The sequence below is a fragment of the Clostridium estertheticum genome, from assembly GCF_026650985.1.
Classification (GTDB): Bacteria; Bacillota; Clostridia; order Clostridiales; family Clostridiaceae; genus Clostridium_AD; species Clostridium_AD estertheticum_C.
Genome location: NZ_CP086239.1, coordinates 2,669,323 through 2,681,777, shown reverse-complemented (window position 1 = coordinate 2,681,777; position 12,455 = coordinate 2,669,323). Strand labels below are relative to the sequence as shown.

The window sequence follows — 12,455 nt, the reverse complement described above, 5'->3', positions numbered from 1 at the left end:
TGAGTTAAAAATATTATTATGAGATTCTTATACAAAGTGTAAAAAAATATAAAAATAGTCTAAGTTAGGGGTGATATTATGAGCTTAAAAGGGAAAGTTGCAATAGTTACAGGAGCATCTAGAGGAATAGGCAAAGGAATTGCTATGGAACTTGCAAAAAACGGATGTTGTCTTGTGATAAATTATAAAAGCAATGATGAAGAGGCTGAAAAAACTTATAAGGAAATTAGAGCGCTAGGGGCTTATGTCTTAATGATTAAAGGGGATGTAAGTAATTATGAGTTTGCAAAGCAGATGGTAAAAACCACTGTTGAAAAATTAGGAAAAATAGATATTTTAATAAATAATGCAGGAATCTCGAAGGTTGGATTATTTATGGATCAGGAGCCTAGCGAGTGGAATAATATTTTAGATGTAAATTTAAAGGGTACTATTAATTGTTCTCATAATGTCGTAAAAGAAATGATAAAACAAAAGAGTGGTAGCATAATTAATATATCCTCAATGTGGGGAGAGGTTGGTGCTTCTTGCGAGGTTATTTACTCTGCATCTAAAGGAGCAGTTAATGCTTTTACAAAATCATTAGCTAAGGAACTTGCGCCTTCAAATATTAGAGTAAATGCAATTGCACCAGGAGTTATAGATACAGAAATGAATAAGTGGTTAAGCAAGGACGAACGTGCAAATTTAATAAATGAAATACCTATGATGAAATTTGGAGAAATTTCAGATGTTGCTATGCTTGTAACGTTTTTGGCCAGTGAAAACTCAAAATATATTACAGGACAAGTAATAACTATAGATGGAGGATTCTTATAGTTGATGTAAAATAAAGTATTTAATGAATTATTCATTTTTTCTTAAGGAATAATTAATATTTGAATCTGATTATATGTTATAATCAGATTATCATTTATTGAGTAAATCATATGAAATGAAAGAAGGCTAATATTATGGAATATGCAAATGGTAAAAATGTAATTTCAAAGTTATTCAAATCAGCTTTAACAATAGGTGCTTTTATTGTATTAGCAATAACAATACCTTATATAGCTATCTTTGTTATTAGAGCCTTATTTGTAATCGTAGTTTTTGGAGTTATAGTATGGTATAGTTTAAAATTAGTAAAAAGTGTTAAGAAGTTTATCTACAAATCAAGTATAAAAAAAGACGCTACGACAAAATCTAATGTTTTTAGTAGTGACGCAGATATAACAAATACTAATGATATTAATTACGATGATAGTGTTATTATTGATGTAGATTATGAAAAGGTAATATAAGGAACATATAATGAAAAAAATTAAGTCTATAACTATAGTTAAAGGACCAATCTATGATATAAGATTGGCCTTTTATTTTTTTATAATATAAATAAATTTAATAAAACGATTATAAAGCAATAATGTATTAACTTTATGACGTATATAAGGAGGGCACTATGCAGGTAGAAATTATAAAACATATACAATATATTATATCTCCCTTTTGGGATACATTTTTTCAACTAGTTACAATGACTGGAGAGGAATCTTTTTATATTATTGCAGCTGCTATAATATTTTGGTGTGTAAATAAAAAATTTGGGTATAAGCTAGGTTTTGCATTGCTTACAAGTACAATAACAAACATTATTTTAAAGGATATGATTAATGCAGCTAGGCCAATAGGAGTGCCTGGAATAAGGTCGCTTAGAATAGAAACAGCTACAGGACAATCTTTTCCAAGTGGTCATACACAAGGGGCTACGACATTTTGGATTTCTTGTATTCTTAAAGTTAGAAAAAAGTGGATTTATATAGTTGGAATTTTAGCAATCGCTTTAGTGAGTATTTCAAGGCTTTATCTTGGACTTCATTATCCAAGAGATGTAATTGGTGGAATAGTAATAGGAATCATATGTGTTATTATTTCTAATTATATTTTTGAATATGCGGAAGAAACCCGAAAAGCATGGGTATTAATGATAATTATTGTACCTACACTTTTTGGAATGATATTCTTTAGAGAAAAAACATATTATACAATAGCAGGAACAGTATTAGGATTTTTTATTGGATATATATTGGAGTCTCGATATGTGTTGTACGAAGTTCGAAGTAGTATATTAAAGCAACTAATGAAATTGGTGTTTGGATTAGCCATTCTTGTGACCTTAAAAGCTGTGTTAAAGGTAATTCTTCCACTTAATATACTCTCTGACTTTTTTAGATATTTTGTAATTGGATTGTGGATAACAGTGGGAGCACCGTGTATTTTTAAAAAATTTGTTAGGTAAATTTAATTAAGTAGAATATTTTTTTGAAAATAGTAAAACCTATGAATAACAATACAAAAAAGGGAGATGTTTTTATGCCTAAAGATAGCCAACCAGATAATAAGTTTTCTAGATTAGTAAAGAGTAATTATAGTACTCCTATAACTCGCGAAACTGCGAAAAATCAAAATGCTACAAATAAAAAACAATCTGCTGATAGAAAATAAAATTATTAGAGCATATAAACATTTGTTTATGTGCTTCTTTTCTTATATTGAAGAAAAATATAGAACAAAAGGTAATTTATTAAATTTATTTGCATATAAAAATTTTGTGGTTTTCTAACAAATAAGAGATTATTTATTGCATTATCTTAATACTATGTTAGAATTTATATATGACTATTTTAGGAGTAAGTATTTAATATTACGTTTATACTGTGAAGTCTAGAGCTGCAGCATGTCTGTAGTTTTTTATATTTTTAAATGCAAAGATTATGTTAGTAATGGTTTCTGCAAAGCCTTAGATATTATTGTATTATTTAAGAAGGAGTGAATGAATTGAGTTTTAATGTATATAATACCATGACTAGAAGTAAAGAAGAGTTTATACCTTATGTAGAAGGAAAGGTTGGAATGTACACTTGTGGTCCTACAGTTTACAACTACGCACATATAGGTAATTTGAGAACGTATATTTTTGAAGATGTGCTAAAAAAATCATTGGAGTATTCAAAGTTTAAAGTTAAGCATGTAATGAATATTACTGATGTTGGGCACCTACAATCAGATGGGGATGAAGGTCAAGATAAAATGGCTTTAGGAGCAAAGCGTGAACATAAAACTGTATGGGAAATTGCTAAGTTTTATGAAGATGCTTTTTTTGAAGATTGTAAAAAACTAAATATAAAAAGACCTACTATCGTATGTAGAGCTACAGAGCATATTCAGGATATGATAGAATTTATAAAAAAACTTGAAGAAAAAGGATATACTTATGTTTCAAACGGAAATGTATATTTTGAAATTGACAAATTTCCGGATTATGCAAAACTTGCACATCTTAGTTTGGATGAACTTGAAGCTGGTAGTAGAATAGAAGTAGACCCTAATAAAAAAAATCCACTTGATTTTGTATTATGGTTTACAAATTCTAAGTTCTCTAATCAAATTATGCAGTGGGAGTCACCATGGGGCAAAGGATTTCCCGGTTGGCATTTAGAATGTTCTACTATGTCTGTTAAATATATTGGTGAATATTTAGACATTCATTGTGGAGGAATAGATCATATTGCGATACATCATACTAATGAAGTAGCTCAATCAGAAGGAGTACTTGGACATAAATGGGTGAAATACTGGATGCATGGAGAGTTCCTAGTACTTGACAGTGGTAAGATGTCAAAGTCTAGTGGGAATTTTTTAACAATTTCTAGTCTTGAAAAAGAGGGATATAGTCCTCTAGATTATAGATATTTCTGTCTTCAATCTAAGTATAGAAAACAGTTAGTGTTCAGTTTTGAGAGTTTAAATGATGCTAGGAATGGTTATAAAAAACTTAAAGAAAGAATTGCTCTTGTTTTAAGTGCTATAAATAAAAATGATATAGTAAGAGATGAGAAAATTGTATCATATAAAGAAAAGTTCTCATCATTTATAAGTGATGATCTAAATATAGCAAACGCGTTTACTGTACTTTTTGATGTTTTAAAAGATACTGATCTTAATAATAAGGAAAAATCTATTCTTTTAGAGGATTTTGATAAGATATTCTCACTTAATCTTATGACAATTGAAAAAGAAACTACAGATATAGATGAGGAACTTATAAATAATCTTATTGTTGAAAGAAATGCTGCAAGAGCAAGTAAAAATTGGGCAAGAGCAGACGAGATAAGAGATGAGTTTATAGCTATGAATATTGAGCTTCTTGATTCTAAAGAAGGGACAACTTGGAAAGCTAAATAAAAATAAATATAGTGATATTTTATGTATGCATGCAGTTTGAAGGTTAAACAATTGATAATTGTTTAACCTTTCTATTTACTTTAGATTTTTATAATGCACTATAAGATAATTTAGATTATAATATTATGTGTAGTTAAAAGCATAGAGAAATATTATTAAGTAGAGGTGATGGATATGGATAGAGTAAATTTAAAAGCATCAATAGTAATTGCAATTATTGGTATAATTTTAATATCAGTCATATATTTTAGACCTGTAAGCATTAATAGAAACTATAGTGGATATATGTATGATGAGAATAGTGAACTCGATAAAGCAGTAGAAATTAATCTTGATGGAGAATTAAAAAAGAACTTATCCCTTAATTATGTGTTTACAGGAAGTATAGAAGTGGATGGTATAAAAAAACAGGTTGTACTAAAGAGAATATGGGCAAAATACAATATTTTTAAAACTATAGAATATAGTGCTTTTATAGAAACTAAAAATGATAAGACTGGTCAATATGAGGTAAATGGAACAGTTAATACATCGAAGAATTTCAATGAAATACTTATAAAATTAGATGATGTAGACAGTAAATACAATAGCAAATTTAATATTTGTGGACCAAGTAATACCAGAGAAGAGGCAAAGGGCATTATAGCTAAAGTTGAAAAAAACAATTAATAATAATAATATATTAAGAGTGAGTGGAGGAATTGTAATGTCAGAAGGAATGGTTTTAAAACTAGAGCCATATTTAAACGAAAAAATATGGGGATGGGAGAAATGGGTACTTTCTTGTCATGAAGATGGAAAATCAACAATAAAAGAGGGGATTTATAGAGGGCAAGAATTATCTCAGATCCTAGGTTGTGGCAATGATTTCCCTATATTAAATAAAATTATAAAGGCGGAAGATACTTTATCTGTACAAGTACATCCTAATGATGCTTACGCTAAAAGGGTTGAAAACGCTAATGGAAAGACAGAGTGCTGGTATGTACTCGAAGCAAAAGAGGGTGCAACTTTAGTATCGGGAATAAAGAAGGGTCTAAATAAAGAAAAGTTAAGACAAATTATAAAAGAAGATAAATTAGAAGAGTATTTAGAGCGCATTTATATTAAAAGAGGGGATTTTATCTATATACCAGCAGGTACAGTGCATGCTATAGAGTCTGGTGTAAAGCTTATTGAAGTACAGCAAAACAGTAATATTACTTATAGGCTTCATGACTGGGGACGTGGTAGAGAGGTCCATATTGAAAAATCCCTAGATGTTATAGATTACGAAGGAAAAAATAAAGGTGGAAGAATCGAAAGCTTTGTAAAACTCGAGACTCCTTATTTTAAGGTTGAAAAAATTATTGTTAAAAGTAGTTATATAGATATTGTTAATGAAAACTTCCATAGCTATACTGTAATAAGTGGTGAGGGAGTAATAAAAGCTAACAAAAAGAAAATGAATCTAAAAGAAGAAGAGACAGTTTACATATCAAAAGGGACAGAATATAACATTGAAGGAAATATGGAATTACTTAAATCAAGTGTCTAAAAGAATTTACAGAGAAAAACATAAGTTATGTTACATAAATTGTTAAAAGGAGAGTTTAAATAATGAAACGAATGAAATTAATTAAAAAAAGTATGATATTATTTACATTGATTTTTGTTGTTTTTGCTAGTGGATGTGGTAATATAGTTCAGAAAAATAGTGATACAACCTCTAAAGATGTTAAAACACAAACAAAGGTTGTTACGGAAAAAGGAGTCAAGGACAAAAATCCGTTGGTTACTATTGTAATGGAGGATGGTTCAACTATAAAAATAGAATTATATCCAGAGATTGCACCTAATACTGTTAGAAATTTTGTTTCTTTAGCTAATAGTGGCTTTTATAATGGATTGATTTTTCATAGAGTAATGTCAGGATTTATGATACAAGGAGGAGACCCAAAAGGAACAGGGAGTGGTGGCCCGGGTTATGCAATAAAAGGCGAGTTTAGTGAAAATAATTTTAATAATACATTAAAACATGGAAGAGGAGTAATCTCTATGGCGAGAACTGATACACCAGATTCGGCAGGTTCACAATTTTTTATAGTGGTTGCAGATTCTGATAATAATTCTGCTAGTTTAGATGGTAAATATGCTGCGTTTGGTAAGGTTACAAAGGGTATGGAAGTAGTAGATAAAATAGTTTCTGTAGAGACTGGTAGTAATAATAAACCGAAAAAAGATCAAAAGATGAAAAAAGTTACTGTAGATACTTTTGGAGTTAAGTATGGCGAAGTGCAAAAGGTAAAATAATTAAATCTATTTAAAATATTAAAAGTATATATTTCTATAAAATAAATTTATAGGAATATATACTTTTGTTTTTAAGGTTTTGGGCATTTTGGCTTTAACATAGAACCTATAACTATAGATAATTGTATAAAATCACATTTATAATTTATGTTACCTAAGAATTTGATTTTGATTACCGAATACAGTTACAAACTTAATTGAGTATATATCACACATTATTAAATTATTAGTATTACTTTCTTTAAGGACAATAAAACTAATTCCAACTTCTTGTAAAAGTCCTTGTCTATCTTGAAATGTATTAGTTCCAAGTAAAAAATCTACTCTTACATATTTACCAATTTGAGATTGCAACCAGCCTTGATTATAAAGAGGATTATTTATTATAGGTGAGGTAGGTGCAATTTCGAAGTCTTGTGTACCAGATGGTGATGGATTAGTAGAAGAAGATCCTGGCATAGGTCCTTGCCTTGAATCATCATGCATACCAAATTTTGGCATAGGAGTCATTGGTGGTTCTAAAGACGATGAATCGGTATTCCACATTGGGGATTGATTGAAATTATTAGGTGGTGATATAAACATAAAATATCCTCCTTAAAAGCTATATTATTGTTTGAAATATTGTAAGTCCAATTTTATTTAAGTAGTGAAATATCGTGCTGTTGGATTGTAAAAGCAATGCTGAAGAACGGAAACTTGAAAGGTACCACTACCATTGAATGGAAACTCATAAGGACAGCCAGGTAGGTATGGATTAAAATACCATAATGATTCACCTGTTGAATATAATCTATTTCCAGCTAAAGCCCAATCAGCAATATCATAATGTATTTGTTCTGGTGGACTTGCCCAAATTGTTTGAGGATTAGCCATACCACCAAGTACAGAAGATACACAATCAAATTGGCCTGTTTGAAAAATAATTTTTCTTAAATCACCTTGACCTATTCTAAGATATTCACCATCGGCTACATTAACTCTGTTCATAATTACAGAGGCAACGGCTTTCATTCCATTTTCGCCCTCCCCACCAGCCTCACATTTTATTATTCGAGCCAATAACTCTCTAGCACTGTAAGCCATCTTTAGTCATCTCCTCAATTCGTTTTACAGTATTATTATATTCATAATATTAATAATGGTACTTAAAAAATGAAAAAAACATTGTCATAATTTTAGAAATATTATCTATAACATATGGTAAATTCATCGAAAGTTTGGTACAATTGCATTGTATTTGTAATCTTATTTTTAAGACAAAATAATTTGTGGTAAAAGCTCAATAGCAAATATACAAGAGGTGAATTATGTTAAGTAGTGGAGATATATTATACGGAAAATATGAGGTAATTAGAACACTAGGAAAAGGTGGAATGGGTGTTGTTTATTTGTGTAAAAACATAATCCTTGGAAATCTTTGGGCGATAAAAGAAGTAATACAAGATAAAAAAAATATAGACATTTTAACAGAAGCTAATATTTTGAAAAATTTAAATCATCCAGGTATTCGGAAAATAATTGATACATTTTATTCGAATAACAATTTATATATGGTTCAGGACTACGTAGATGGACAAACATTAAAGGAATATGTTAAGGCAAATGGTATAATACAAATAGAAAAAATTTGTAGGATAGTATCAGATTTGTGTGATATTATAGGTTATTTACATAATCAAAATCCAGTCATTATATATAGAGATATAAAACCATCTAATATAATGATAATGAAAAGTGGAAAAGTCGTGTTAATAGATTTTGGTATTTCGAAAGTTTATAAGAATGATATGTCACAAGATATAGATATGATATGTGCGGGATCTAATGGTTATGCAGCTCCAGAGCAATACGGCTCAGGGAAATGTTGTATGCAAACAGATATATATGGAATTGGAATGTTAATATACTTTATGGTGAAAGGGAGAACTCCGTATACAGGCATAGAGCCTCTTTTGGATGAAAATTATGGACCAGAAATTAATAATAAGCTGAAAAAGATAATACAAAAGTGTGTAAAAATTGATATTAATGAGAGATATGCCTTAGTTGGAAATTTAAAAGAAGATATTTCAAATATATTACCAAAGAATGAATCTGTAATTACTAAAAAAGTTAATATTAATATTAAAATTATAAATAAATCTATGTACGATAGGTCTATTAGGGTCTTTTTCTGCTTTACATTTGCAATTGTAGCAAGTATTTATATTTTGTATGGGAACAAAAAAGAAAGTACACTTTCGAATACTGCAGATGCAAAAGAAATAGTGAGTCCTATAGTGATATCATCAAGCATAGAACAAAATTCTATAAAAGAATTTATAAAGAAACCGACAAGGAGAATTAGGGTAGTTCCGATAAAAGGAATATCTAATTCAATAACGCAATGAGTTAAAAAGAATGTACCATACTGATAAAGGCTCGTTAAATCAAATTAATAGGAGACTAGGGGAGTTAATTTATATTAATCTCTGATAACGGTTACGACTGCGCAATTTGTTATTAGCAGTTGTCATAATATAATGCTATAATAATATTATTAATGAAATAAAATGAAAATTTATGATGATTTTAAAACAATTAATGTGGGGGAATAATGATGAGAAGAAAAATATTACCATTACTTATATCAATTGGGTTAACTATGTCTGTAAGTATGTCAACAATAGCTGCGCCATTATCACAGCAACAGGACTCATATAGTTTAGCACAGAAGAATTTAGAAAAATTAGAGTTATCTATTGAGACGCTAGATTTTAATATTGAAAATATCTACTCTGGAATTGACAAAGCAAAATATGATATCATTAGTACTCAAAAGAAAATAGATCAAAATACAAAAGATATTTTAGTTGCACAAAGTAATATAAAAGGGGAACAAGCCCTATTTAACGAGCGAATGAGAGCCATGTATATGAATGGTGCAGGTAGCTACGTAGAAATATTACTCGACTCAAATGGAGTAGAGGATCTTATTTCAAGAGTGGAGAATATAAAAAATATTGTAGAATATGATAACAAAATTATTAAAGGATTAAATGACAAAAAAGAAGATATTGAGATTACCCAAAAAGCTCTAAATGCTAATAAGGTAAAAGTTCTAGCATTAAAGGTAAACAATGAAAATAAATTGGACAAGCTTAATGCAGAAAAAAAAGTACAAAGTAAATTAATTGTTGAATCTAAAAAACAGCAGGAATTACATAAGGATGAAATATCACAAACATCTAAATATGATGTTGTTATGAATACGCAGAGTGTTAAACAGATTACTCCATCAAGAGGTAATGTGGAAAGGGAAGTAGTGGAAGATGAACCTACCGTGCAAGAAAGTGCACCACAACAATCATCATCAACTAGTTCAAATGCAATAATAGAGTATGCTAAGACATTTTTAGGAACACCATATGGATGGGGTGCTAATGGCCCAAATGCATTTGATTGTTCAGGTTTTACTAAATATGTATATGCTCATTTTGGAATCGATATGGGTAGGACTACATATGACCAGATAGATCAGGGTAAATATGTGTCTAGAGGAAATTTACAAGCAGGAGATTTAGTGTTCTTTGGAACAGGAAGTCCTCATCATGTTGGTATCTATATGGGAAATGGTTCATATATACATGCACCTCAAACGGGTGATGTAGTAAAAATATCACAGATGACAAGAAGCGATTATATGTCAGCAAGAAGATTTAAATAATACATCGTACAATAAAAATAAATAGATAAATTTATTCATATAAAAATAATTTCTTTAACACCGTGCTTCATTTTAAACAAGGTGTTATAGGAATTATTTTTTTCTGTAATTAGCAAGAAGCAGGTCCACCATCGCACTATAGCTTTTTAGACCGGATCTTTGACTTGCAGATTTAAGATAAGTGTCATTGATTTCTTCACTAATTTTTTCGATACGACCAGAATAATTTTTCCAAAAGTTTTCATTATATATCATATCATTAAGCACACCTTTGCTACAAAATGAAAACAGTTCCTTATATTTTTGAGGATCATATTGTTTTAATGAACTAAGTGAATATGTTAAGGCTGCAAGTGTACCAGAATATTTAAAATTTATATCGGGATTATTTATGCAGGATATATAAGCAATAAAGTTTGCTTCATCTTCCTTTGCAAAGCCTCTTTGATGAGCCATCTCATGAGATATCGTAAAAGGCAGATATGAATCAGGTTCTGCCATATTGATATTTGTTTCACTTGTAAAGGGAAAATAAAAACCTGTAATCCCCGTATAACACAGTGGATGTGAGAGTAATATGCCCTTAGGTGATCCATAAGTACCTTTTAATATTACGTATTGTAATGAGGCTTTAGCATACCCTAGGTGAGCAGTTTCTAAAATGACTTTTTTGTTATAGGGAAGTTCCATTACACCATTTTTATTTTGACTGATTTTCTCCCTTAAAGTATTGGAACTAGTTATAAGATCTTCGCACAGATGTGCAAGTTCATTTGTGGTTGAATTATGAACATCTAATTTGAGTATTTTGGCTAGTGGAAGCCTTTGATAGTTAAAACCCCACAAAAGTTGAAATGTAAAATATATTAGTCCTGATGTTGCGAGTGTATTTAATAACAAATTTTTTAGAATCCTTGTTCTTTTAGTTTTATGTCTTAATAAACTAAAAATTGTTTTAGAAATATACCATAATACAAACGTTGTAAAAGATATAATTATACATTCTGCAAGAGAAAAGGGAAAAAAGCCTGTAATTGAACTTATAGTAGTAACAATTATTTTATAAATAAACAAGGAATAAAATTTTTCTGTAAAATTTGGGAATACTCTACACAATTGAGTAAGCGAAATACCTATTGGTAAAAGTAAAATTAAAAATAATCGTTTCCTAGATAAAGAAGATTTCATAAAAAACTCCCTTTCATACATTATATTTATATATTGTAATTATATAGGCTGGTTTGTAACTAGAATAAGTCGTATAAAAGGCTCCAAGCATAAATTTTACTTGAAGCTTTTTATATCATTATTTTTGCTTCAATAAGTCTCTTATTTCACGTAATAATATTTCTTCATTGGAGGGACCTTTTACAATTGTTTTTTCTGTCTTTTTCTTTTGAATCGATTGTATAACTTTTATAAAGATAAAAAGTGAAAATGCAATTATTAAAAAGTTTATTACAGATTGAATAAATAATCCATAATTGATTGATACAGCGACTCCACCAGATATGGATGAGGGTATATTATATTTTAAACTAGAAACATTGATTCCACCTATTATTATGCCAAGGATAGGTGTTATAAGATCAGTAACTAAAGAAGCAACTATTTTAGAAAATGCACCGCCAATAACAACAGCTAATGCTAAATCTAAAACATTTCCTTTAAGAGCGAATTCTTTAAATTCTTTAAACATATATGTAACACGCCCTTCCAAAGTATGTTTTAACGACATTTCAGAAGGAAAGTCTCCAACTTCTATAAGTGGCAGTTACATACCCTAACAAATAGAAAACTTTAGTGGGAATATAAATTTCCTTATGAAGTCGTTAATATTGCAGCGACCCAGGAGATGATTTAACTATTTAGATATATCGTATTTCCAAGAAGCTATCCCACGACTTAGATGATATATATTTTTGAAATCATTGTCTGCCAAGGTATCTACGGCTATTGGGCTTCTTCTACCAGATTCACAATAAACAAGTACTTTCTTTTCTTTATATTTATCAAGTTCATCAATCATTGACGTAAGAACTTGAACAGGAACAAGCTTTGCTCCTGGAATGTGACCACTCTCGTATTCCTCTTTACTTCGTACATCTAAAATAACAAATTCTTTGTCGTCTTTTATAAGATTATAAGCTTCTTTTGCACTTACATCTTTAACATTTGAATCAAACATAATTTATGCCTCCTTTTGATGGAAAATCTATAGTACTAGTAT

15 protein-coding genes are annotated in these 12,455 nt (G+C 29.5%); 10 read left to right on the top strand and 5 right to left on the bottom strand.

All coding sequences use genetic code 11. From position 1 onward, the window contains the following. Positions 1-78: 78 nt before the first annotated feature. The 8 genes from ymfI (at position 79) to LL038_RS12785 (ending at position 6,516) form a co-directional block, all read left to right on the top strand. Positions 79-819 (top strand): elongation factor P 5-aminopentanone reductase, encoded by a 741-nt coding sequence (gene ymfI / locus LL038_RS12820; RefSeq protein ID WP_216124094.1) that lies wholly within the window; start codon positions 79-81, stop codon positions 817-819. Positions 820-953: 134 nt separating this feature from the next. Further along, positions 954-1,283 carry a hypothetical protein gene (locus tag LL038_RS12815; protein ID WP_216124092.1) on the top strand — a complete coding sequence of 110 codons (330 nt, stop codon included), beginning with the start codon at positions 954-956 and terminating at the stop codon, positions 1,281-1,283. 158 nt (positions 1,284-1,441) lie between these two features. Next, positions 1,442-2,278 (top strand): phosphatase PAP2 family protein, encoded by an 837-nt coding sequence (locus tag LL038_RS12810; RefSeq protein WP_216124090.1) that lies wholly within the window; start codon positions 1,442-1,444, stop codon positions 2,276-2,278. A 23-nt stretch (positions 2,279-2,301) separates the two neighbouring features. Next, positions 2,302-2,484 (top strand): hypothetical protein, encoded by a 183-nt coding sequence (locus LL038_RS12805; RefSeq protein WP_268056095.1) that lies wholly within the window; start codon positions 2,302-2,304, stop codon positions 2,482-2,484. A gap of 333 nt (positions 2,485-2,817) precedes the next feature. Continuing rightward, on the top strand, positions 2,818-4,224 hold the full coding sequence (cysS, locus tag LL038_RS12800) for a cysteine--tRNA ligase (protein ID WP_216124088.1): 1,407 nt from the start codon (positions 2,818-2,820) through the stop codon (positions 4,222-4,224). A gap of 174 nt (positions 4,225-4,398) precedes the next feature. Beyond that, positions 4,399-4,893 (top strand): hypothetical protein, encoded by a 495-nt coding sequence (locus tag LL038_RS12795; protein ID WP_216124087.1) that lies wholly within the window; start codon positions 4,399-4,401, stop codon positions 4,891-4,893. 37 nt (positions 4,894-4,930) lie between these two features. Further along, positions 4,931-5,761, top strand: a complete 831-nt coding sequence (locus tag LL038_RS12790; RefSeq protein WP_216124086.1) for a type I phosphomannose isomerase catalytic subunit — start codon at positions 4,931-4,933, stop codon at positions 5,759-5,761. Between the two features lie 71 nt (positions 5,762-5,832). Continuing rightward, positions 5,833-6,516 (top strand): peptidylprolyl isomerase, encoded by a 684-nt coding sequence (locus LL038_RS12785; RefSeq protein ID WP_216124249.1) that lies wholly within the window; start codon positions 5,833-5,835, stop codon positions 6,514-6,516. A 150-nt stretch (positions 6,517-6,666) separates the two neighbouring features. On the opposite strand, the gene LL038_RS12780 is transcribed toward LL038_RS12785, so the two are convergent. Both LL038_RS12780 and LL038_RS12775 read right to left on the bottom strand, forming a co-directional pair. After that, positions 6,667-7,101, bottom strand: coding sequence for a hypothetical protein (locus LL038_RS12780; protein ID WP_216124084.1), 435 nt, complete (start codon positions 7,099-7,101; stop codon positions 6,667-6,669). Between the two features lie 57 nt (positions 7,102-7,158). Next, positions 7,159-7,602: a cell wall hydrolase gene (locus LL038_RS12775; protein ID WP_216124083.1), complete on the bottom strand. Its 444-nt coding sequence runs from the start codon at positions 7,600-7,602 to the stop codon at positions 7,159-7,161. Positions 7,603-7,826: 224 nt separating this feature from the next. On the opposite strand from LL038_RS12775, the gene LL038_RS12770 reads away from it, so the two are divergent. Both LL038_RS12770 and LL038_RS12765 read left to right on the top strand, forming a co-directional pair. Continuing rightward, positions 7,827-8,909 carry a serine/threonine-protein kinase gene (locus tag LL038_RS12770; RefSeq protein ID WP_216124082.1) on the top strand — a complete coding sequence of 361 codons (1,083 nt, stop codon included), beginning with the start codon at positions 7,827-7,829 and terminating at the stop codon, positions 8,907-8,909. Between the two features lie 209 nt (positions 8,910-9,118). After that, on the top strand, positions 9,119-10,225 hold the full coding sequence (locus tag LL038_RS12765) for an NlpC/P60 family protein (RefSeq protein ID WP_216124081.1): 1,107 nt from the start codon (positions 9,119-9,121) through the stop codon (positions 10,223-10,225). Positions 10,226-10,318: 93 nt separating this feature from the next. On the opposite strand, the gene LL038_RS12760 is transcribed toward LL038_RS12765, so the two are convergent. From LL038_RS12760 to LL038_RS12750, 3 genes are all read right to left on the bottom strand, one after another. Then, entirely contained in the window at positions 10,319-11,413 is a 1,095-nt protein-coding gene (locus LL038_RS12760; RefSeq protein ID WP_216124080.1) for a DUF3810 domain-containing protein, read from the bottom strand. A gap of 118 nt (positions 11,414-11,531) precedes the next feature. After that, on the bottom strand, positions 11,532-11,924 hold the full coding sequence (gene mscL, locus LL038_RS12755) for a large-conductance mechanosensitive channel protein MscL (RefSeq protein WP_216124247.1): 393 nt from the start codon (positions 11,922-11,924) through the stop codon (positions 11,532-11,534). A gap of 165 nt (positions 11,925-12,089) precedes the next feature. After that, the gene (locus LL038_RS12750; protein ID WP_216124079.1) at positions 12,090-12,413 is read right to left on the bottom strand and encodes a rhodanese-like domain-containing protein; all 324 of its coding nucleotides are present in this window, start codon (positions 12,411-12,413) and stop codon (positions 12,090-12,092) included. Between the last annotated feature and the right edge of the window lie 42 nt (positions 12,414-12,455).